The 21,621-nt window shown below is 62.5% G+C and carries 25 protein-coding genes; 10 read left to right on the forward strand and 15 right to left on the reverse strand.

Annotated features, from left to right (window positions below; translation table 11 throughout):
- From FHS75_RS00005 to FHS75_RS00020, 4 genes are all read left to right on the forward strand, one after another.
- The coding region (locus FHS75_RS00005) for a DUF3604 domain-containing protein (RefSeq protein ID WP_179405675.1) at positions 1-267 on the forward strand (267 nt) is incomplete at its 5' end.
- Positions 264-1,142, forward strand: coding sequence for a peptidyl-prolyl cis-trans isomerase (locus FHS75_RS00010; protein ID WP_179405676.1), 879 nt, complete (start codon positions 264-266; stop codon positions 1,140-1,142). The genes FHS75_RS00005 and FHS75_RS00010, both read left to right, overlap by 4 nt.
- Entirely contained in the window at positions 1,139-2,134 is a 996-nt protein-coding gene (locus tag FHS75_RS00015) for a HupE/UreJ family protein (protein ID WP_179405677.1), read from the forward strand. Before FHS75_RS00010 ends, FHS75_RS00015 begins: the two co-directional genes overlap by 4 nt.
- Positions 2,135-2,169: 35 nt before the next feature.
- Complete coding sequence (locus FHS75_RS00020; protein WP_179405678.1) at positions 2,170-2,946, forward strand: glucose 1-dehydrogenase; 777 nt, start codon at positions 2,170-2,172, stop codon at positions 2,944-2,946.
- Positions 2,947-2,965: 19 nt separating this feature from the next.
- Here FHS75_RS00020 and FHS75_RS00025 read toward each other — a convergent pair whose 3' ends face one another.
- From FHS75_RS00025 to FHS75_RS00055, 7 genes are all read right to left on the reverse strand, one after another.
- Positions 2,966-4,150 (reverse strand): BaiN/RdsA family NAD(P)/FAD-dependent oxidoreductase, encoded by a 1,185-nt coding sequence (locus tag FHS75_RS00025; RefSeq protein ID WP_179405679.1) that lies wholly within the window; start codon positions 4,148-4,150, stop codon positions 2,966-2,968.
- 91 nt (positions 4,151-4,241) lie between these two features.
- Positions 4,242-4,553, reverse strand: a complete 312-nt coding sequence (locus tag FHS75_RS00030) for a P-II family nitrogen regulator (protein ID WP_179405680.1) — start codon at positions 4,551-4,553, stop codon at positions 4,242-4,244.
- A complete protein-coding gene (locus FHS75_RS00035) occupies positions 4,550-5,512 on the reverse strand; it encodes a sodium-dependent bicarbonate transport family permease (protein ID WP_179405681.1) in 963 nt (320 codons plus the stop codon). Before FHS75_RS00035 ends, FHS75_RS00030 begins: the two co-directional genes overlap by 4 nt.
- A 2-nt stretch (positions 5,513-5,514) precedes the next feature.
- Positions 5,515-6,153 carry a DUF2490 domain-containing protein gene (locus FHS75_RS00040; RefSeq protein ID WP_179405682.1) on the reverse strand — a complete coding sequence of 213 codons (639 nt, stop codon included), beginning with the start codon at positions 6,151-6,153 and terminating at the stop codon, positions 5,515-5,517.
- Between the two features lie 14 nt (positions 6,154-6,167).
- On the reverse strand, positions 6,168-6,863 hold the full coding sequence (locus FHS75_RS00045) for a carbonic anhydrase (protein ID WP_179405683.1): 696 nt from the start codon (positions 6,861-6,863) through the stop codon (positions 6,168-6,170).
- A 72-nt stretch (positions 6,864-6,935) separates the two neighbouring features.
- Positions 6,936-8,159, reverse strand: coding sequence for a Na+/H+ antiporter NhaA (gene nhaA, locus FHS75_RS00050; RefSeq protein ID WP_179405684.1), 1,224 nt, complete (start codon positions 8,157-8,159; stop codon positions 6,936-6,938).
- Between the two features lie 73 nt (positions 8,160-8,232).
- Positions 8,233-8,439, reverse strand: coding sequence for an HP1242/YdcH family protein (locus FHS75_RS00055; RefSeq protein WP_179405685.1), 207 nt, complete (start codon positions 8,437-8,439; stop codon positions 8,233-8,235).
- Between the two features lie 100 nt (positions 8,440-8,539).
- Here FHS75_RS00055 and FHS75_RS00060 point away from each other — a divergent pair, with 100 nt between their 5' ends.
- The gene (locus FHS75_RS00060; protein WP_179405686.1) at positions 8,540-9,445 is read left to right on the forward strand and encodes a hydrogen peroxide-inducible genes activator; all 906 of its coding nucleotides are present in this window, start codon (positions 8,540-8,542) and stop codon (positions 9,443-9,445) included.
- 31 nt (positions 9,446-9,476) lie between these two features.
- Here FHS75_RS00060 and ribB read toward each other — a convergent pair whose 3' ends face one another.
- From ribB to FHS75_RS00080, 4 genes are all read right to left on the reverse strand, one after another.
- A complete protein-coding gene (ribB, locus tag FHS75_RS00065; RefSeq protein ID WP_179405687.1) occupies positions 9,477-10,754 on the reverse strand; it encodes a 3,4-dihydroxy-2-butanone-4-phosphate synthase in 1,278 nt (425 codons plus the stop codon).
- Between the two features lie 82 nt (positions 10,755-10,836).
- Entirely contained in the window at positions 10,837-11,370 is a 534-nt protein-coding gene (locus tag FHS75_RS00070; protein WP_179405688.1) for a flavin reductase family protein, read from the reverse strand.
- 142 nt (positions 11,371-11,512) lie between these two features.
- Positions 11,513-12,304, reverse strand: a complete 792-nt coding sequence (locus FHS75_RS00075; protein ID WP_179405689.1) for an enoyl-CoA hydratase/isomerase family protein — start codon at positions 12,302-12,304, stop codon at positions 11,513-11,515.
- Positions 12,301-13,254, reverse strand: a complete 954-nt coding sequence (locus FHS75_RS00080) for an SMP-30/gluconolactonase/LRE family protein (protein ID WP_229735438.1) — start codon at positions 13,252-13,254, stop codon at positions 12,301-12,303. Before FHS75_RS00080 ends, FHS75_RS00075 begins: the two co-directional genes overlap by 4 nt.
- A 103-nt stretch (positions 13,255-13,357) precedes the next feature.
- On the opposite strand from FHS75_RS00080, the gene FHS75_RS00085 reads away from it, so the two are divergent.
- The 5 genes from FHS75_RS00085 (at position 13,358) to FHS75_RS00105 (ending at position 19,149) form a co-directional block, all read left to right on the forward strand.
- The gene (locus tag FHS75_RS00085; RefSeq protein WP_229735439.1) at positions 13,358-13,999 is read left to right on the forward strand and encodes a TetR/AcrR family transcriptional regulator; all 642 of its coding nucleotides are present in this window, start codon (positions 13,358-13,360) and stop codon (positions 13,997-13,999) included.
- A 95-nt stretch (positions 14,000-14,094) separates the two neighbouring features.
- Positions 14,095-15,468, forward strand: a complete 1,374-nt coding sequence (locus FHS75_RS00090) for an aromatic ring-hydroxylating oxygenase subunit alpha (protein ID WP_229735440.1) — start codon at positions 14,095-14,097, stop codon at positions 15,466-15,468.
- Positions 15,465-15,959: a VOC family protein gene (locus FHS75_RS00095; RefSeq protein ID WP_179405690.1), complete on the forward strand. Its 495-nt coding sequence runs from the start codon at positions 15,465-15,467 to the stop codon at positions 15,957-15,959. The genes FHS75_RS00090 and FHS75_RS00095 overlap by 4 nt, the downstream gene beginning before the upstream one ends.
- Positions 15,960-15,984: 25 nt before the next feature.
- Positions 15,985-16,812, forward strand: a complete 828-nt coding sequence (locus FHS75_RS00100) for an SDR family NAD(P)-dependent oxidoreductase (protein WP_179405691.1) — start codon at positions 15,985-15,987, stop codon at positions 16,810-16,812.
- Positions 16,813-16,941: 129 nt separating this feature from the next.
- The gene (locus tag FHS75_RS00105) at positions 16,942-19,149 is read left to right on the forward strand and encodes a TonB-dependent receptor (RefSeq protein ID WP_179405692.1); all 2,208 of its coding nucleotides are present in this window, start codon (positions 16,942-16,944) and stop codon (positions 19,147-19,149) included.
- Between the two features lie 76 nt (positions 19,150-19,225).
- Here the strand turns inward: FHS75_RS00105 and FHS75_RS00110 are convergent, their stop codons facing one another.
- Genes FHS75_RS00110 through FHS75_RS00125 form a run of 4 tightly spaced genes read right to left on the reverse strand, consistent with a single transcriptional unit; the run spans position 19,226 to position 21,616 of the window.
- Complete coding sequence (locus FHS75_RS00110) at positions 19,226-19,723, reverse strand: nuclear transport factor 2 family protein (RefSeq protein WP_179405693.1); 498 nt, start codon at positions 19,721-19,723, stop codon at positions 19,226-19,228.
- The gene (locus FHS75_RS00115; RefSeq protein WP_179405694.1) at positions 19,720-20,748 is read right to left on the reverse strand and encodes an NADP-dependent oxidoreductase; all 1,029 of its coding nucleotides are present in this window, start codon (positions 20,746-20,748) and stop codon (positions 19,720-19,722) included. Before FHS75_RS00115 ends, FHS75_RS00110 begins: the two co-directional genes overlap by 4 nt.
- A gap of 35 nt (positions 20,749-20,783) precedes the next feature.
- Complete coding sequence (locus tag FHS75_RS00120) at positions 20,784-21,266, reverse strand: nuclear transport factor 2 family protein (protein ID WP_179405695.1); 483 nt, start codon at positions 21,264-21,266, stop codon at positions 20,784-20,786.
- 50 nt (positions 21,267-21,316) lie between these two features.
- The gene (locus FHS75_RS00125) at positions 21,317-21,616 is read right to left on the reverse strand and encodes a putative quinol monooxygenase (RefSeq protein ID WP_179405696.1); all 300 of its coding nucleotides are present in this window, start codon (positions 21,614-21,616) and stop codon (positions 21,317-21,319) included.
- Between the last annotated feature and the right edge of the window lie 5 nt (positions 21,617-21,621).

Raw genomic sequence — 21,621 nt, forward strand, 5'->3', positions numbered from 1 at the left:
GGCAAGGCGCCGCCTGTCGGCAACACCGTCGACATCGCCGATGCCAGCTACCGCAACTCGATCGGCGATCCCGAGCTCGCAACCTGGTGGACCGACCCCGACTTCGATCCCTCGCAGCCGGCATTCTACTACGTGCGCGTGCTCGAGATCCCGCGGCCGCGCTGGACGACCCACGACATGAAGTTCTTCGGCATCACGCTGCCCGACCGCGTCCCCCGCACCGTGCAGGATCGCGCCTACAGCTCGCCCATCTGGTACAGGCCGTGAACCTGCTTCGCCGGATCGATCCCCTGTTCCAGTTCCTGGGAGCGGGAGCCGTGCTGCTGCTCGCGCTGGGACTGACCGGGCCGTTCGGCGACGACGAACGCACGATCCGCGTCGACCGCGAAACGCTGGAGGCCTATCTCGCGGCCGGCGGCGGCGAGGCACTGTCGACTGTCGCGAAGGCAGGCGGCAAGGTCTCGCTCGACAGCCTGACCGCCGAGCAGCGGCAGTTGCTTGTCGATCGCTACGTCGAGGAGCAGGCGTTGTACCGCGAGGCTCGTGACTGGGGCCTGGACGAGAACGACATCGCGATCAGGCGGCGGCTCGGCCAGACCCTGCGATTTGCGCTGCGGCCAGAGGCAGCGCAGGATCCGGGCGACAAGGTACTTCATGCCTTCTATCGCGACAATCTCGACAATTATCGCGAAGTCCCCGCTGTCAGCTTCGAGCACGTCTTCTTCAGTTCGGAAAAACGTGGCCAGGAAGGCGCGCTTGCGGCGGCGCGAGCCGCTGGCGTGCGCGGCATCGGTGACTGGCGGGCAGCGGGCGACCGCTTCGCCTACCAGCGCACTTACGTGAATGCCGGCGCGGCGGAAGTGAGTTCGCAGCTCGGAGAAGACTTCGGACGCGCGCTCGGAAAGCTGCCTGTAATGCCGGACGGCTGGCAGGGTCCGATTGCGTCGAACGACGGATACCACCTCGTGCGCGTCATGCGCCGGTCAAAAGAGACGCTGCCGCCTTTCGACGAAATCCGCGCCGTCGTCCTCGACGACTGGCTGCGCGCCGATCGCGATGCAGCCCTCGAACAGGCGGTGGGCGAAATCGTGTCGAACTACGATGCCGAGATAGAAACCGGCATCCTCGAAGGAGGCCGATGACCTGCCGGCTCTGCCTTTTCCTCGCGGCGGTCGCGGCCATCTTTGGCGCGACGTTCGCCGTGCCGGCGACGGCGCACGAGAACCTTCCGATCGTCGTTTCCCTGCAGGAGAGGGCGCCGGGCCAGTTCACGCTCGGTCATAGGCTTCCGGGCAACATCGATCCCGGCAAAGGGCCCGAAACGACCCTGGCCGCGCCCTGTCGCAAGCAGGCGCAAAGCGCGACGAGCACGCTTTATGCCTGTCCACCGGAATACCGGCCCGAAGCCATCGAGTTCGCCTGGCCCGGCGGCATGCCGTCGTCCTCGCTGCTGGTGCGCACTGCTTACCTCAACGGACAGGAGCACAGCCAGGTGGGTCCCTTGCCAGAAGGCCCGCTGCCGCTGCCCGAGACCGAGTCCGCCGGAAAGGTGCTCTCGGACTATTTCGTCATCGGCCTCGAACATATCCTGTTCGGCCTCGATCACCTGCTGTTCCTTGCCTGCCTCGTCATCATCTCTGGTACCGCGCGCCGCACCGTGGTGACGGTGACCGGGTTTACGCTCGGCCATGCGCTCACCATCACGCTGGCATCGCTCGGCCTTGTCCACATGAACAGCGGCGCGACCGAGGTGTTGATCGCGCTCAGCATCGTCTTCCTTGCCGCCGAGATCGTGCGCGGCCGCCGCGACACGCTCGCCTGGCGCCATCCTGCTGTCGTCGCCACGATATTCGGGCTGCTGCACGGCATGGGCTTTGCGGGCGCGCTGGCCGAGATCGGGCTGGCGCAGACCGCCATCGCGCTTTCGCTCGTCGGGTTCAACCTGGGTGTCGAGGCGGGGCAGATGGTCTTCGTCTGCGCGATCTTCGCTGCCGTGGCGCTGTGGCGCAGGCGTGCGACCGATAGCACCGGCGGAGCGCCTGCGGGTCGACCGGTTCAGCTGGTCGCGGCCTACGGCGTCGGAATCCTGTCGGGCTACTGGGTGTGGGAACGGGGCCTGGGCCTGATGGCCTGAACATTCGCAAACCCTTTCACTTGGAGAATATCGCAATGAGCAAGCGCTTTGACGGCAAGGTGGTGATCGTCACGGGTGCCGCGTCGGGGCTCGGCCTCGCCACGGCGGAGCGCCTCTCTTACGAGGGCGCAAGCCTCGTTCTCGTCGACATGCAGGAAGCCGGGGTGAATGCTCTGGCCGAGAGGCTGGCGAATAACGCGCCGGCCATCGCGGTGGTCGCGAACGTCGCGCTCGAGGAGGGCGTCGCGAAATATGTGAAGGCCTGCATGGACGAATTCGGCCGGATCGACGGGTTCTTCAACAATGCCGGGGTCGAGGGACGCCAGAACCTGACCGAGGATTTCGGCAGCGAAGAATTTCATCGCGTTGTCTCGATCAACCTCGACGGCGTGTTCTTCGGCATGGCCGCCGTACTGAAAATCATGCGAGAGCAAGGCGGCGGCGCTATCCTGAATACCGCCTCGGTCGGCGGCATTCGCGGGGTCGGTAACCAGTCCGGATACGCGGCGAGCAAGCACGGCGTCGTCGGCCTGACCCGCAACAGCGCGGTCGAATACGGCCAGTACGGGGTGCAGATCAATGCCATTGCGCCCGGCGCGATCATGACGGCGATGGTCGAAGGCTCACTCAGGCAGATCGGCGGCGAAGACTGGGAGAAGGTCGGGCAGGACTTCGTGCAGCCAAACCCGATGAAGCGGTTCGGACGGCCCGAGGAAGTCGCCGCGCTCGCGGCATTCCTGCTGTCGGGAGAAGCACCGTTCATCAATGGGGCGACCATCCCCATCGATGGCGGGCAATCCTACAAGTACTGAACAAGGCGCAACCCGGCTCTCAGAGCGCCATTCCGGCGGCCCATCCACTCGCCCAGGCCCACTGGAAATTGTAGCCGCCGAGCCAGCCCGTTACGTCCACCGCTTCGCCGATGGCGTACAGGCCCGGCACCCGCCTTGCTTCCATCGTCTTCGAAGAAAGCTCGGCGGTGCTGATGCCGCCGACCGTGACTTCGGCCTTGGCAAAGCCCTCGGTTCCGTTCGGAGCGAACTGCCAGTTGCCGAGACGCTGCCCGGCCTCGCGCAAATGCCGGTCGGGAATGTCTGCAAGCGTCCCGGACAAGCCGATGCGATCGGCGAGCGCGGTAGCGAGGCGATCGGGGAGCCGTTCCCTGAGGAGGGCGTTGGGTGTCCGTTTCGGCGCGGATCGCTTCGCCTCGACGAGCCAGTCGGCATCCGATCCGGGCAGGAAATCGACCGCGACCCGCTGGCCGTGCCGCCAGTAGGACGAGACCTGTAGGATCGCGGGACCCGAAAGACCGCGATGCGTGAACAGCGCAGCTTCGCGGAAGGCCACCTTGCCGACACTGGCGACGACATCGGTCGCCACTCCCGAGAGATCGCGAAACAGCGCTTCCTCGCCGCCGAGAGTGAGCGGTACGAGGGCGGGGCGAGGCTCGACAACCTTCAGCCCGAATTGCCGCGCCAGGTCGTACGCCTGCCCGGTTGCGCCCATCCTGGGGATCGAGGGACCGCCTGTCGCGATAACGAGAGCGGGTGCCTCGACGACACGGTCCTGCGTGCTCACCCGGAAGCGGCCATCGGCGTGCGAAACTCCAGTAACGTCCTGGCCGGTGACGATGGAGCCTCCCGACCCGGCGACCACGTCGAGAAGCATGTCGACGATCTGCCGCGCAGACCCGTCGCAGAACAGCTGGCCCAGCGTCTTTTCGTGCCAGGCGATGCCGTATGCATCGACGAGAGCCATGAAATTCTCTGGCCGGTAGCGGTTCAGCGCCGACTTTGCGAAGTGAGGGTTTGCCGAGATGTAGTTTGCCGCGGTGGCATGGATATTGGTGAAATTGCAGCGCCCGCCGCCCGAAATCAGGATCTTCCTGCCCGGTTTCTCGGCCCGTTCGATGACGAGGACGCGCTGACCGCGCTTGCCGGCCACCGCCGCGCACATCAGGCCTGCGGCACCTCCACCGAGGACAACTGCATCAAGGCTCTCGATTCGTTCCCGCATGCAATATCTCGCAACCGCCGTTCGAGCGGCGGCGGGTAGCAGGTTTACCCGGCTCAGGCACGCGCTGCGGGCTGGCCCCGGGTGGGGTCCATCAGAAACGTTCGGGCCGCACGACGTCCACCGGCGAGCGCAGGACGATCAGTCCGTGGCTTTCCAGCAAAGGTTCGATGGCCTGGACGAATCGCGATGCGCTCTCGCTGTTGGCGATGGTCAGGAAGATGTACTTCGCGGTGGCGCCGCTGAGCAAGTCTTCGGACCATTCGCCGTCGCGACCCCTGCCGCTTTCGGTGCGGATGAGCGTGTGCCCGGTGATGCCCGATGCGAGCGCTATCTCCGCCAGTTTCGGTGCGAGTGGCGCATCGACCAGCACCTCGATCCGCTCGCGCCGGGTCATTTCGATCATGGTTGTGCTCCCAGCAGTTCGGCCAATGCCCGGAAGAGGGGTATGCCGACCACGATGTTGAAGGGAAATGTCACCCCGAGCGACATCGCAAGATACAGCCCGGCATCGGCCTGCGGTAACGATAGTCGCATGGCGGCCGGAACCGCGATGTAGGAGGCGCTCGCGGCGAGTATGCCCAATGCCGCGCTCGACGGCGTATCGAGACCGATCGCGGTTCCCGCCAGTACCCCTATCGTACCGTTCACGATCGGAAAAAGGACAGCGAGGGCGGCGAGGCGAAGCGTGAGCGACCTCGTCTTGAGTATTCGCCGCATCGCGATCAGGCCCATGTCGAGAAGGAAAAGGCAGAGCACGCCGGTGAACCCGGCCTTGAAAAGTGGCGATATGGGTTCGAACCCGTCTTCACCGATGACCATCCCTATCGCGAAGCTGCCCAGCAGCAGGACGACGGAGCCGTTGAACAGGACTTCCCGGAGCAGGTCTCGCGAGAACAGCGAGCCGCCCTCGCGTCGTGCGATGAGCAGCCCCGAAAGGATCGCGGGCGTCTCCATCATTGCCAGCACGGCTACCATGAAGCCTGCTATGATGAAGCCGGTGTCCGAATAGACCTGGCTGGCGGTCACGAACGTCACAACACTGACCGATCCGTAGTGCGCGGCGACGGCCCCGGTATTGGTGCGATCGAGCCCGCCGAACCGCGCCAGCGCGGGAGCGACGAGGAAAGGGATCGCAGCGCTGAGTACCAGTCCCGCCGCCAATGCGGAGAGAAGTTCGGGCCCGACCCCAGCCCTGGCCACCTCGACGCCGCCCTTCAGGCCTATGGCCGCCATCAAGTATAGCGACAGTCCCTTGGCAATTGTTTCCGGTACGGACAGATCCGAACGGGCCGCTGCGGCCAGCGCTCCAAGTACGAAGAACAGCACCGGCGCGGACAGGAGCGTGGTGGTAAGCTGGTCCATGCTCAGAACGCAGCCTCGATGATCAGAAGCGGAGCGTGGGCGATCTCGTCAGGCCCGCCGTCCTCGAAATCCTGCTGCCTAAGATATGCAAGACCCAACTGGAAGCGGTCCGAGATCGCATGCGACACCCCGATCTGCGTGCGCAACCCGGTGAGCCCGTCGCTGCCGCCCGGTCGCGTGCTCGCCAGGGTCAGAAACAGTTCCGCGTCGGCCTTGCCGGACCAACGACCGGCCTCGTCAAGCGGCACTCCGATCCCGAGGCGCGGCCTCAGGCGAAGACCCACGCGACCTGCATTGTCGACGAACCGTTGCTCCAGGCGAAGTCGGGTCCGTAATATGCCATGCCTGGTCGACATTTGCTGCATCGCGCGGGTTTCGTCGTTCCCGCCATCGTTCTCGCGCCGCTCGATGGCAACGGCGAGCGTTGCACTCGGCGTGACCGTCTGGCTCAGCCATAACCGGGCGAAATAGGTGTCCACCCGCCCGTCGGATGAGCTGCGGAACCGTTGCGCGGTTTCGATCTCGACTGCCGTATCATCGTCGATCCCGATGGCTGTGGAAGGGTTGAGCCAAAGCTCAAAGGCCTCGTTGGCGGCAGTGGCGGGACTGGCGACGAGCGCGCACGCGGTCGCCGCCGCCATTCCTGCAATCCGTCTCATTCCGCGGGCGCGACCAGAAGCCGTTTACCCAGGGGCTGCAACGATCGGGCGGTTGGGCCCAGCGCTTCGCGCAGCGTTGCGATTTGCTGCGCGCTCGCCTCGACCGGTTCGTCGGCGACGTGCCAGTTCACGCCTTCGCTGCAAGGCGGCGTGGTAAGCGAGCCCATGTAGCGGTAAACCGAGAGATCGTCGGGGATCATCGTATCGAGGTCGAAAGTGACGGGCGCGCCGTTGCCGTTGCCGTGAGCTGCGAGTATGCGCGCGAGACCTTCGTTGGCCTCTCCTTCCTCGAACATTACGCCAAGCACGCCGAGACGACCGCCGTCGGTGGCGTGGACGAAATGGGCGGTCAGCGGAAAGCGTCTTCCGTCGACGGCGTGTTCCGAGGGCGTGTGGAAATGGACCTGGAGCAGGTTGAAGGCGGTGCCGCCCGAATTCATGCCCTTGCCCTGCCCGGGCGCGAAATTAACCTGGACCAGCTCATCGGCGAGGGCAAGGCTGCCCGAAGCGACGCCGAAGTTCGTGGTCACTTCGATATCTCCGCGCGCATTCGCGCTTCCGAGGTCGATGGGCGACTGGGAAAGCCCGGCATCGCACAGCGCATAGTCGCTGTTCTTCAGCGCCCACCTTTCCGGCGTCTCACCGTCGCCGAAATTCCAGTCCTTTTCTGCTGCGAGGGCAGGTGCAGCCATCAAGACAGTCGCGATTCCCAGACACAAACCTTTATGGATCATCATCTTATTTACTATTCCCAAGATTTCGCATCACCTGATTGGAACTGTAACGCCCTCTTCGCCGCGAGAGGCGCTGTCGGGGGCTGGCGTCCGGCTCGCGCCTGCCAGGACGGTCAGTCCGACGAGGGCCGAAATGATCGATCCGGTCAGCACACCCATCTTGACCGCGTCGATCTGCGCCGGGTCGACGAAGGCGAGGCCGCCGATGAACAGGCTCATCGTGAAACCGATGCCGGCAAGGCATGACAGGCCGTAGACGTGGCGCCAGCCTACCTGCGGCGGCAGGCTGGCGATCCCGAACCGGACGGCGAGCCAGCAGGATCCGAAGATGCCTAGTTGCTTGCCCAGTACGAGACCCGCCGCGATCCCCAGAGACAGCGGAGCGAACAACGCTTCGGCCCCGGCTCCTGCGAACGAGACGCCGGCATTGGCGAAGGCGAAGATCGGCAGGACGAGGAATGCGACCCAGGGGTGCAGAGCGTGCTCGAGACGCTCGAGCGGGCGCTCGTCTCCGGCTGCGATCGGAACGAACAGCGCCGTCAGCACGCCTGCAAGGGTGGCGTGAACCCCGGACTTGAGCACCAGGACCCAGAGGATCGCGCCGAAGATGAAGTAGGGAATCGACCTCGCGACACCGAGCTTGTTGAGCGCAAGCATCGCGAGGGCGGGAACCAGTGCGAGGGCGAGCGCCATCAGGTTCATGTTTTCTGTGTAGAACAAGGCGATGATCGCGATTGCTCCGATGTCGTCGATGATGGCGATGGCCAGCAGGAGCGCCTTCAGGGCGACGGGGACCCGCGATCCGAGCAGAGCCAGCAGGCCGAGTGCAAAGGCGATGTCGGTTGCCGCAGGTATCGCACATCCGCGAATGTTCGCCGGTTCGCCGGCGTTGATCGCGACGAAGACCAGGGCAGGGACCGCCATTCCTCCGATCGCCGCGAAGACGGGCAGCGACGCCTGCTGCCAGCTGCGCAACTGGCCGGTCAGGATTTCGCGCTTCACTTCCAGACCGATGAGGAAGAAGAAAAGCGCCATCAGGCCATCGTTGATCCACAGCAGCAGCGGCTTGTCGATCGAGACGAGCGATCCAGCGGCAAAGGATACGGGCGTGTCGAGGAGACCGGAGTAGGCGCCGAAAAACCCGGAATTCGCCACTACCAGAGCGGCAGCGGCAGCGACCATCAGAACGATGCCGCCCGCGCTTTCGCTGGCGATGAAGTCGCGCAGGCTCTTGATGGCACTGGTTTCGGTCATGAAGACTCCGGTTTGATCGAAAGGCGGCGGCCACCAGGGGACCAGCGATGGGACCGCCGCAGGAATGCAGGCATCAGCCTGTCAGACCGCGCCCGTCGAATTGCCGCCGCAGCGCGACGATGCGGTCCTTGATGCGCAGGCGCATGCGCTTGAGAGCGCTCACGTGCTCAGCCTTCGAACGGCTCTTGCTGGTCCCGATAAGGCGATCGAGCCTGCGATGCTCTCGCTCCAGCCTTTGCAGATAACCCTTCAAGGTTCCTGAGTTGCGATCGTCTTGCATCGTGATCTCCATTTCTTGCCCACACGAAATGGGTCGGAGGAAACCGATAATCCAATACAAAGTATGATGACTTTCCGATAAGATATGCTAATGATATTGGGTGATAACGATCCGTCAGCTTCAGATCTTCACCAAGCTTGTCGAGACTGGCCACATGGGCGAGGCGGCCGACGCGCTAGGACTGACGCAACCGGCGCTCAGCCAGCAGCTGAAAATGCTCGAACAGCGAACCGGCGTGGTGCTGTTCGAACGTATCCCGCGCGGAATGCAGCTAACGCCTGCCGGTCGGGAATTGCTCGTTCCGATGCGCAGCACCCTGTCTGCCTACCGCGACTTGCTGGATGCAGCCGACAGGGCTGCGGACCGACCTGCCGGGGTCATTCGCTTCGGTGTGACGCCAACCATCGGCCCGTATCTCATGCCCGGCGCCATCAAGCGCCTTCACATGCGATTCCCCGAACTGAAGGTCTACATTCGCGAGGGCATCCCGTCGCTGCAACATAGCGAACTTGCTGCTGGCGAACTGGACATGATCCTGTCGCCGATGCCGATTGCGGGGACAGGGCTCGCCATCGAACCGATTTTTCGCGAGCCGCTTCGGATTGTCGCGCCGCCAGACGATCCCCTGTTGCGGCTGGAAAACCGAACCATCGCGGATTTTGGCGGACGAACGTTTCTCACGCTCGACCACAGGCATCATTACCATCGGCAACTGATGGCGATCTGCAAGAAGCTGAATGCTTCAATTATCGGCGATTATCAGGGTACGAGCCTGGATGCATTGCGGCAGATGTCGGGATCGGGCGTCGGTCTTGCGCTCCTGCCGGAACTCTACGTCCGTTCCGGCGCGGGCGGGCTCTCCGCCGTCGAAATCGCCGAGCCACGGGGGTGGAGCGAATTCCGGAGCGTCGCTGCGGCATGGCGCGAAAAGGCCGCGTATGCGGACACTTTCAGGGCGATTGCCGGAATCATCGCCGACGAGGCTGCGGAGAGGCTAGCGGCCTGAAGCAGCTCAATCCCTTCCGGGCAAGTCCGGTTCAACCCACGCCGTCGTCATCGGGGATGGCCCGGTCGCCGACGATGTTCAGTCCGTAACCGCTGATCGCCACGACGTGCTGCGGCGAATTGGTCAGCAGGATCATGTCGTGGACCCCCATGTCGGCAAGAATCTGCGCGCCGATCCCGTAATCTCGTAATTGGCCCGACCTCTCCTGGCTTCCGACTTCCCGGGCCAGCGTGTCGTAGTCTTCCGACATCAGCGCGACGATGATCCCGGCCCCTTCGTTGCCTATCGCCTCCATCGCCCGATTGAGCATGCGCCGGCGCGATCCGATCTTCCCGAAGACGTCGTTGAACAGGGAGATGCCGTGCATCCGGACGAGCGTCGGTTCGCCCGGAACGACGCGGCCCTTCTGGAGGACAGGGGTGACCGAGCCGTTGACCTTGTTGCGATAGGTCTTCACCGCCCATCTACCGCCGTGCTCGGATTCGAATTCGCCTTCCGAGACGCATTCGACCAGATGGTCGTTCTTCAGGCGGTATTCGATCAGATCGCGGATCGTGCCGATCTTGAGGCCATGTTTCCGGGCGAACGTTATCAGGTCGTCGAGCCGCGCCATTTCGCCGTCGTCGCGCATGATTTCGCAAATGACGCCCGACGCGTTCAATCCGGCCAACCGGGAAATGTCGACTGCCGCTTCGGTGTGGCCTGCGCGCACGAGCACTCCCCCCCGCCGCGCGCGCAGCGGGAATACGTGGCCGGGAGTGACGAGATCGTCCTTCCCCTTGGTCCCGTCGATGGCGACGCTGATCGTCCGCGCACGGTCGGCTGCGGAGATGCCGGTGGTCACGCCCTCGGCCGCTTCGATCGAGCAAGTGAACGCGGTTTCGAAGCCCGATCGGTTGGCGCGGCTCATCGGCGCAAGGCCGAGCTGGTCGCAACGTTCCGCCGTGAGGGTCAGGCAGACAAGCCCGCGACCGTGCGTGGCCATGAAATTGACTGCCGCAGGAGTCGCCATCTGCGCAGGAATGACAAGGTCGCCCTCGTTTTCGCGGTCCTCGTCGTCGACGAGCACGAACATTCGGCCGTTGCGCGCTTCCTCGATGATCTCCTCGATCGGGACGAGGACATTTTCCTCGCTGTTTTCGGACAGGAACCGCTCAAGCTTCGCGAGAGTCTCGGCGGTGGGGTTCCATGAATCCTGCGCGCAATCGCGCAGTGTGTTGGGGTGCAGGCCTGCTGCCCGGGCGAGGCCGCTCTTGGTCATCAACCCCTCGGTGACGAGCCTGCGAACCGATTCGATCGTGTTGTCCATGACTGCGCGCTACCACACTGTGATGTGGAAAGTGAAGAAGCCATTCACATCAAAAGTCACACTGCAACAGATTCGAACACGACTACCTTTCGATCGGTATCAAGCTTCCCAGTGTTCCATTTGCCCATCCCAGTATGTCGGTCGCCCCGGACGAGTACAGGTCGTAGACTTCGCCGACGAGGATGTCGTGCGTACCGAAGGACACGGTCTCTACCACGTCGCAGAAGATGTTCGCGGGCGCATCCCGGATGTACCAGACCGACCCGTTGCGCTCCCAGTCCTCGTGCGTGAACCGGTCGTCTTTCGCTTCGGGGTGCGCGAAGGGATTCAGATGGGAAACCTTGTCACTGGTTAGCAGATTTATGCAGAACCTTCTGCTCTCGACCATGGATCGATAGCTGGACGCCGATCGATTGACGGCCACCGCCATGGCACAAGGCTCGAGCGAAACCGGCATGATCGCCGACATCGCAAGTCCCACGGGATCGCCCGTTTGCGGATCGATAGACGTGACGATCGCGACCGGCGCAGGCAGGTAACGAAGGACGTTCTTTAGCCTGTCTTGGAACCCCTCTCCGTTTGCTGAGCAGTCGTCCATCGGGTTCCTCGCTGGCATCAGGTCTTTCCGGCCATTCTGGCCGCACTCGATGGCAGCCCTTAAACGAAAAGCCCGACCGAGGCCAACACCCCGAATTGGACAGCCTTGCCGGGCGACCGCTGGCCCACGGTCGGCGTCAGTCCCGCGAAACATTCCGGCCTCAGCGTCCAGAATAGTGCGGTTTGCGCTTCTCGGCGAATGCCTTGCACGCTTCGCGGAAGTCCTCCGTCACCAGCGCGAGGCACTGCACGTGGTTTTCGAGTTCGACCGCCGAGGCGAGGCTACCTGCATCGAGGTTGGCGCGCATTACCTGCTTGGTATGCTTGACGGCATACGGGCTGTTCCCGGTGATTTGCGACGCAACCCGCAGGGCTTCGCTCACGACGTCGTCCGCAGGTGCCAGCGAGGTCACGAGGCCCAGCGCCAGCGCCTCTTCGGCGTCCACCGCGCGCCCGGTCAGCATCAGTTCGAACGCCCGCCCGGCCCCGACAAGGCGCGGCAAATGATAGCTGATGCCGCACTCGCCCGCGCTCAGCGCAACCTTGACCGCCCCGACGAGGAATTTCGCTTTCGGGCCTGCGACCCGGATGTCCGCAGCGAGTGCGAGCGCCATTCCCGCGCCCACGGCGGCGCCTTCGACAGCCGCGATGACGGGAAAGCGCGCCTGTGCGACTGCGGTCATCAGCCCCGCATAGCGCTCCTGGAGCGACATGAATTCGATCGGACCGTCGGGAGCGTCATCCGAAAGAATGACTTCCTTCAAGTCGAGCCCGGCGCAGAATGTCTTTCCGGTCGCGGCAAGTACCAGCACCCTGACTGCCTCGTCGCTCTCGAGCCTGGCCAGGCTCTCCCGCAGCGCGTCGACCAGCGGGAAGTCGAGTGCGTTGGAAGCTTCCGGCCGGTCGAGCGTCAGAATTGCAATGCCGTCGTCGCGGACATCGAGATCGATCATCGCCGGCTCTCCAGCATCCTGAGTTTCGTTAGCCCGCCGGGGACACCCGGCACGTCCACGCGCATCCGCAGCACCGCGCCGAGATCGGGAGCATCCTGGTTGCCGCCGGTCGAGACATAGAGCCAGGAGGGATCGATAGCGCTGAAATCGAGGCTGACGACGTGCGGCTGCGGGAAAGTGAAACCCGTGGTGCATTGCGCGTCCGCATCGTAATGGAGAAGCCGACCGGTTTCCCAGCAGGCGACCCAGAATCCGCCCGCACTGTCCGCAACGAGGCCATCGCAATCGGGCAGGTCGACGATCATTTCGCCTTCGCCCGGCATGCCTGTGTCATCCAGGGGGTATCGCATGATGCCCCGGGAGGTCTCGGAGTGGAGCAGCCACTTCCCGCACGGGCTGCGGGCCATGCCGTTCGATGCGAAGACGTCGCTGCGCAGGACGGTGACCTCGCCTGCGGCAGACATGTGGAAGAACTTCCCGGGCCTGGGAGTTTCGCCCGTCTCGAAGATCGACACAAAGTCGATCGTGCCTGCGAAGAAACCTCCCCGGCCGTCGGCTTCCATGTCGTTGACTGCGATGACCGGTTCGCCGTCGATTTCGCGAAGGACATCGATAGTGGCCCTGGTCGCGGGATCGACCGCGATAATGCCGTCGCGGCCGCTGCACAGCACCATGCCGCTTTCGTCGAACACGATGCCCCCGACCCATTGCCGGGCAGGCACCATTTCCTCGGGGGCGCTGCCGCTGCGTTTGCGGAATACGCCGGTTCCCGACAGGTCGGCAAACCAAAGGTCCCCCTCGGGAGAGACGCGCGGCCCCTCGACGAAGGAAAAGCCTTCAGCGATCGTCTCGAAATCCCCGGCTTCCAGTTCCTGCATTGCCACCTCTCCCTCGTTGCGCGCCATCCGCTTTGTGTCCGGCTCGATGCGCCAGTGGGCTGATCTGGCCAATGATCGCTTCGCCGTCTAGGGGAATCGGGTGACAATCCATCGGACACTTGATGCTCCCTTCGGGGCAATCCCCTTCGAGAAGAATCCAGAACGCTGGATGGAAATGAGCGACGCATTCGCACAGCCGCAACAGGACCGGAGCCGGGATGCGATGCGCCGCATTGTCGTGGCTGCGGTGGACCTCTTCTCTGCGCAGGGCTTCGAGGCGACGCGCGTTTCGGACATCGCGAAGAGGGCGGGAGTGCCCGTCGGCACCGTGTACCAGCGCTTTCAGGACAAGGAGGCACTGCTCACCAGTATCGTGACTGCGTATCGGGCTTGCCGGATGCGCGAAATCGGCGAACTTTGCACGTCGCGCGAAGCGCACGCCGCTTCACCGCGCCAGCTCGTCGAATTGCATCTCGATATCGTGTTCAGTGCCTTTACCTGCGATGCCGGGTTACTCCGGATGCTGGAGCGCAGAAGGCTTGAGGATCCGACTGTCCACAAGGACCAGAGCGATGCGAACGAGGTCGTTGCATCACTGGTTGCCGACCGTCTTGCCGAGAAATTGCCGGGGCGGGACGAAGGCGAACTTCGCCGGCAGGTGCTGTACCTCCATTCCATTGTAAGAGGCGCGGTGGTCTGGTCGACCTTGCCGGTCGGGGGCGAGCTTGGCCGCGGGCTGAAAGTGACCGACGTTGATTTCGCGCGCGAGGCTCTTCTGATGGCGTTGCGATACCTGCGGATCGCCGAAGAAGCGTGAAATGTCTTGACGGGAAATCCTCATTACGAGATAATTCGTGAACGTGAATTCATGTTTATAAAAGTCGCGAGAACTTCTGCGGAGAGGTTAATATAATGAACGATATCCAGAAGGTCATGCGCGAGCGTTACCCCGGCAACACGTGGGCCGACGTCGCGCGACGGGATGGCGAGCTGCCCGACGTTCTGGCGCTGCAATCCAATCCCGAGCAGGACCTGCGCGACATTCCGTTCGACCGGTACACCGACCAGGCCTTCTTCGACCGGGAGATGGAGCAGGTCTGGAAGCGCGTCTGGCAATTCGCCTGTCGCGAGGAGTATGTCGCGGAGAAGGGCGACTTCTTCGTCTACGACATCGGCCGGCTATCCGTCCTGATCGTGCGACAGGATTCCGGCCTGAAGGCATTCTACAATTCGTGTCTGCATCGCGGGACCAAGCTGAAGGGCTCCGGCTCGTGCGGCTGGTCGGCCAGCATCGTCTGTCCCTTCCACAACTGGGAATGGAACCTCGACGGTTCGCTCAAGAACATCCCGTGCGATTTCGAGTTTCCGCAGCTCGAACGTGACAAGGCGCACCTCGTTGAGGTCAGGGTAGAGACGTGGAACGGCATGGTCTTCGTAAACTTCGACGGCGAGGCGGGACCGCTGATCGACTATCTCGAAGTATTGCCCGAACACTTTGCAAACTGGGATCTTACCGGCTGGTACGTCGCCTCGCATGTGCGGAAGCATGTCCCGGGCAACTGGAAGGTCGCGATCGAGGCGTTCATGGAGGCCTATCACACACCTTACGTCCATCCCGAGATGACGAACGTCGTGAGCGACCAGAACATGCAGCACGACATATTCTCGGATCATGTCAGCCGCGACCTGTGCGCCATGGCTTCTCCCAGCCCGACCTCGAAGAAGTCGCTGACCGAGCAGGAACTCCTGGACACCATGCTGGTGGGCGATGGCAAGATGGTGGGCGAACGCTCGAAAGTGCCCGAGGGCAAAACTGCGCGCTGGGTGATGGCTGAGCAGCTGCGCAAGCAGATGAGCGAAACCTACGGGCTCGACTACTCGCGCCATTCGGTGCCCGAGATGATCGACTCGCTGAAGTACCACGTGTTTCCCAACATACTTGTGTATCCCGCGCCCGGCCTTTGCCTCGTCCAGCAGTTCCGGCCGGACGGCTATGACCGCGACCGGGCGATCTTCGACCAGTACGTGCTTCACCCCAAGCCGAAGGACGGCGACTTCGAGGTGGCGGAAATGCACGAGATCGGAGAGGACGATAGTTTCACCAGCGTCGAGAGCATGGACCCCTTCCTCGCCAGCGTTCTCGATCAGGATACCGATATCATGCGATGGCAGCGCGAAGGCATGTACACGAGCGGGAAGGGCGCAGAAACGCTTTCGATCTACCAGGAAGCGCGAATACGCCACCTCCACGACACGCTCGACAAGTACATGGAGGGGCGTAAGTGAAACATCACATCCAGGGCGTGCACCATTTCGCCCTCTCCGTTCCGGACATCGACGTTGCTCGCAGGTTCTACCTCGAATTGCTCGGCGCCGAGGAAATCTCCACGGCCGACTGGGAGGCAGGCAATCCATGGATCGACGCGATCGTCGGACTGAAGGATTCTGCCGCGAAGAGCTTCATCGCCCGTCTCAAGAACGTTCAGGTGGAAGTCTTCGAATATACCTCGCCGGCTGCGCCGCCGCAGGACCCGGATCGCCCGGTGAACCTGCACGGCTACACCCATCTCGGGTTCCAGGTGGACGACATCCAGGCCTGCTACGAGCGGATGGTGGAGGCGGGTCTGACCTTCCACACGGCTCCGGACCTCAGCACGATCGAAACCGACGAGCAGGGAAACAAGAGCGGCTTCGCGGCTACGTACGGACGCGATTTCTTCGGCAATGTTTTCGAGATCCTCGAAATCCACCCGAACGATCACATCAAGCCGGTCTGATCCGGAACGCAGGGAGGGGAGTGAAATGGACCTTGAACTCAAGGGTAAGAAAGTCGTGGTCAGCGCCGCCACGCGCGGTGTCGGCAGGCGGATCGTCGAAGGCTTTCTGAAAGAGGGCGCGATCGTTTCGTTCTGCGGACGCCGCGCGCGTTCGGGCGAAGCGAACCCCAGCGACAAGAGCGTGTTCGCCAACCCGCTGCAGGGCGACGGGGTGGAAGACGCCGTCGAAGCGCTGAAGGATCGTGGAACGGTATACGGGTCGGTGGTCGATTGCGGCTATTTCGACCAGGTCACCGCCTGGGTGGAGAAGGCCGCGTCCGACATGGGCGGGATCGACATCGTGGTCTCCAATGCCAGCGCGCTGGGCGGCATACCGCGCAACCGCAAGGGGTGGGACATCAACTACAACGTCGACCTGATGTCGGCCGTCGCCATGTTCGACACCGCCTTGCCCTACATGAAGAAGGCGGGCGGGGGTGCATTCGTCCAGATGTCGACGATCACCGCCATCGAGAACCACGCATTCGGCGAATCCGGCCTCAGCTACGGCGCGATCAAGGCGGCGCTCATCAACTACACGCACCAGCTTTCCATCGACTACATGAAGGACGGCATCCGCAGCAACTGCGTGTGCCCGGGCCCTGCCTACATCGAAGACGGCAGCTGGGGTTTTCTCGAGAAGGAAATGCCCGACTACTTCAGGGAGAACCGCGACAGGCACCCTGCCGGGCGCTTCGGCAAGCCCGAGGAGATCGCCGACGCGGTCCTGTTCCTCGCCTCCGCCCGCGCGTCATGGATCAACGGCGTGAACCTGACGGTCGACGGAGGGTTCACCCGCAACGTCAAATATTGAGGCTTCATGAGGAATGTTCAGAAAAACAGTACAAATGGTGAGTAGCCAACCGCACAGGATTGGATCTATGCGGGACTGATAAATACGGGGTCCACATCAATGCGGGCCATCAGGAGGGGAATACGCATCATGAGGAAGAGCCATCACCTTATTGCCGGGCTGTCGCTCGTTGCAATCTGTCAGGCGCAGGCTTCGGCCCAGGACACTCAGGCAGAGCCGGCGCAATACGGCGTTCGCGATATCGTCGTTACCGCTCAGAAACAGTCGGAAAACCTGCAGGACGTGCCAATTTCCGTGTCTGCCGTAACCGGTGAGATACTGCAGGAGCAGCAGGTCACCAACATTGCCGACCTTTCGAACACGCTGCCCAACGTGCAGATCAACACGTTCTCGAACGCGCCCGATTCCGCGGTCTTCACCATTCGCGGCATCGGCGTGAACGATGCCGATCCTTACGTCGGAACGACGGTTTCGGTTGTCGTCGATGGCGTCGTGGTCGGGGTGAACACCGCAGCACTGCTGTCGCTGTTCGACATCGACCGGGTAGAGGTTCTGCGCGGGCCGCAGGGTACGCTGTTCGGCGCGAACACGACCGGCGGCGTGATCAACGTGGTTACCAAGCAGCCGACGGGCGAATTCGGTGTCGAAGGCGAAATCGTCTATGGCAATTACAACCAGCTCGAAGCCAATGCGTCGGTCAACTTCCCGATCACCGAAAATCTCGCGGGCAAGGTTAGCGTCCTCCACAATTCTATGGACGGATATTTCCGTAATTACGCCGACAACAGGCGGATCGGGGAACGGAACATCACCTCGCTTCGCGGATACCTGAAATACGACAGCGGGAATTACGACGCCACGCTTATTGGCGAATACGTGCGTAGCCGCAACGGGTCGCAGACGGGCGTCCTGATCGCGGGGCCAGGCGAACTGTTCTACACTCCCAACGAAACCGAGGATCCGTTCGATTTCAAGCGCGGGCTCAGCTACGACCAGCCAGACGCCAACGACCGCGATACCTACTCGATCACGCTTACCCAGAACCTCGAGACGGGGCTCGGCGACTTCACCTCGATCACCAACTATCGTGAATACAACAACGACCTCTTCTCGGACGACGATGCGACCACGCGCGTCCTCCTGCAAACGAATCGCCGTACCAAGCATCATCAGTTCTCGCAGGAACTGCGCGACCTCGTGACGCTGAGCGACTACACCCGCTTCATCGTCGGTCTGTTCTATTTCGAGCAAAGTTACTTCCTCGACCAGGACGGCAAGCTCGACGGTTTCCTTCCCGGCCTCGGGCAGCCGCAGTCGCAGGACCAGGACAACCGCTCGTTCTCGGTGTTTTTCCAGGGATACCAGGACCTCACTCCGGAACTGACCCTGCAAGCAGGAATTCGCTACAGCTACGAGAAGACCACGGCCACATCCACGACCGCCAATACGATCAACCCGGATGGACAGGCGACCTTCGACGATCCGCTCATCCCCGGATCGCTGATTACCGCCAGCGGTGAGGAAAGCTGGAACAACGTCGGCTACAAGATCGGCCTCGACTGGCAGCCCACCGAGCAGTTCATGATCTATGGCTACTACGCGCGTGGCTTCAAGTCGGGCGGCTTCACGGGTCGTATCGCGATCGCGCAGGATATCGGTCCGTTCGATCCCGAAAAACTCGATACTTTCGAGGTGGGCATCAAGTCTGACCTGTTCGACCGCCTTCTGCGCCTGAACGTTTCCGCGTTCCTGAACAAGTACAAGGACATGCAGGTCGTCCAGAACATCACCTATCCCTCGGGTGCGAACTCGGCATCGATTGCCAACGCCGGCAAGGCCGAGACGAAAGGCTTCGAGGTCGAGGCGACGGCGGCTCCGACGCAGGGCCTGACGCTCACCGGATCCGTCGCCTATCTCGACGCCAAATACGACGAGTACGACACACTGATCCTCGATCCCGCGACAGGTGGTCTCGTTCCAGTGTCCTACGCCGGGAACAGTCTGATGAACTCGCCAAAATGGAGCGCTTCGTTCGGCTTTAATTGGCAGGCCCCGGTCGGCGGCGGCACGCTGACCACGACCGGACAGTACAGCTACACGAGCGCCAAGTTCACCAGCTACACCAACCTGCCGATCGAGAGGGTCGGAGCGGTCGAGCTGGTCAATGCCAGCATGTCGTGGGGCCCCGATGACGATAGCTGGGAGATCGGAGCTTATGTACGCAACCTCTTCGATGAAGAGTACTTCAACCAGAAGCTGAGCCTTGCCGGGATCGGAACGCTCGCGTCGGTCGGCGCGCCCCGGCAGTACGGCGCGGTCTTCCGTTTCCGCTTCTAGGACAAACGAGAAAGCCGGCCATCGCTCCGAAATAGGCGATGGCCGGCTTCTCTTGGTACAAATTGCAAGCCGCGGCTCAGGCCGAAGGCTTGTCCGGGTGGCCGGGCTGCATGCCGTCGCATGTGTTGAGCATGCTCTCGTCGGCGACCGGCTGCTGCGATGCGTGCATCGCGTTCAGCATGAACTTCAGGCGCGTAAGCTTCCAGGCACCGTCGATGGGCTTTCCTTCGAAAATATAGCGCCCGAAGATGATCGAATCGTCGTTGTTCTCCGAGCCCTTGGTGCGCGTGAAGCTGATGTTCGTGCATTCCGCCCGGCCGCTCTGCGCCGTCACGTCGAGGCGTGGAAGGCCGAACATGTGCATGCGGCGGTCGTAGCCGGCTTCGAGCGCCGAGACGAACGGCGTGAACCCGGCGAGGTCTCCGGTGAACATCTGGCCGAAATCGATGTCGGCATCGGTGGCGAAGATGTCCGGGAGACGGTCCCAATCCATCCAGTCCACGATCGTGGAGTAGCGGCTGACGAGCCGGTTCATTTCCGACTCGGCCTTGAGCGTCTCGATATCGCTGCTCATCCGTTTTCCTCCGGAAGGTCGAGCTGGACGAGTGCCTTGCCGGTGGTCTTGCCGCTCATGAGCTCGCCATAGGCCTTTGGCGTGTTCGCGATGCCGTGGGTGATGTGTTCCATCACCTTGATCTTGCCTTCGGCGATCCACTTCTCGAGCTGGTCGAGCGCGGCGGGCACCTTTTCGCTATAGAAATGCAGGAGGAAGCCCTGCATCGTTAGCTGCCGCGCGACGACTTCCCAGAGGTTGGTGATGGGATTGGGATTATCGGTATCGTTGTAGTCGGCGATCATGCCGCAGCAAACGATGCGGCTCTGGACCTTCATGGTCAGCAGCATCTCGTTCAGGGTCGGTCCGCCGACATTGTCATAATAAATGTCGACGCCTTCGGGAGCGAGCTTCATGACCGCATCGGACAGCTTGTCGGTCGTCTTGTAGTTGATCCCGTGGTCGAAGCCGAGCTCCTCGGTGATCAGCTTGACCTTGTCGTCGCTGCCCACGATGCCGATTACGGTGCACCCGCGCTGCTTCGCGATCTGTCCGACCATGCTGCCCGTGGCGCCCGCTCCGGCGCTGACGACGACGGTCTGGCCTTCCTTGACGTGTCCGATGTCGTGAAGGCCCACATAGGCGGTCGTGCCCGAGCCTCCGAGAGGACCGATGTAGTAGGACAGCGGCGTGTCGCCCTTCGGATGAAGCTTCTGGAGAAGGATCGCCTCGCTGTCGAGGACCGAGTAGTCCTCCCAGTGGTTGAGCGCGAAGACGACCTCGCCCGGCTGATAGTCGGGATTGTTCGACTTGACGACGCGGCCCACGCTCGGTCCGCGCACGACGCCGCCCAGCGGGATCGGCGGGAAATAGTTCTCCTTCCCGTCGAGCCAACCGCGGATGGCGGGTTCGAGCGAGAAGTAGAGGTTGCGGATGACGAATTCGCCTTCTCCCGGTTCGGGGATCGGCGTTTCGATCATCTCGAAGTTCTCTTCCTTAGGAACGCCCGAAACGTGCGATTTCAGGGTAACTTGCCGGTTCAGCATCCTCGTGTCTCCTTGGGGAAATGTTCGTCTTGGAATCAGGCGGCCTTGTCGTAGCGCATCGACCATTCGGCAATGCGCCAGCGGCCTTCGTCCTTGCGCAGCCGGAAGTCGTACTGTCCGACCATCTTGAGCTGTGCGCCACCCTCTTCGGTGAATTCGGTATAAAGCATGTTCGCGCTGACGCCCGCCGTTTCGCCATCGTAAGAGGTGATCACAACGTTGGTGGTGTAGTGGCGTGGCTGCATGTTCTGGGAATGACAGGCCGCTCGCGCTTCGGTGAAGAAGGGCCGCAGGTTGTCTGCTCCTTCGACCGTGTCGGGCGCAACCCCCGGCCAGTTCGGCCTGAACAGCGCGTCCGGAGCGATGAGCGACATGAAGTCGTCTATCCGGTCGTCGTCATACATCCGGCCGTAACAGGCCACCGTGCCCATGATGAGCTGGTAGTCGTCGATCGGAAGCACGGGCAGGGCGAGCCCGGCCTCGTCGAAAACCGGTTCCGCTATGCGAGTCCCGCTCATGATGCCTCTCCACTCCTTTTGTTGTCTGATACTCTCGAAAAGACGTTGGATTAATCCATGAAGCCGCGCTCGTTCGATGCGTCGAACTTCTTGACGTCGATCTCGATTTTCTCCGCCCAGTCGCCGAGCACCGCGCCGATCGAGGGCTGCGCCAGATGCTTGTTGAGCGTTTCCTGCGAGGTCCAGCGCTCGTAGACGAGGATCGAACCGTTGCCGCCTTCCTGCAACGCAAACGCGTAGTCGAGGCAGCCTTCCTCCTTGAGCGTCGGTTCCACCAGCGAGTTCAGCGCCCCCAGCAGATCTTCCGCCAGTTCGGGCTTGGTGTGCATGTAGCCCGCCAGAATGATCATCTTGC

Origin of the sequence: Novosphingobium marinum, from assembly GCF_013408095.1 — a bacterium.
GTDB lineage: Bacteria > Pseudomonadota > Alphaproteobacteria > Sphingomonadales > Sphingomonadaceae > Novosphingobium > Novosphingobium marinum.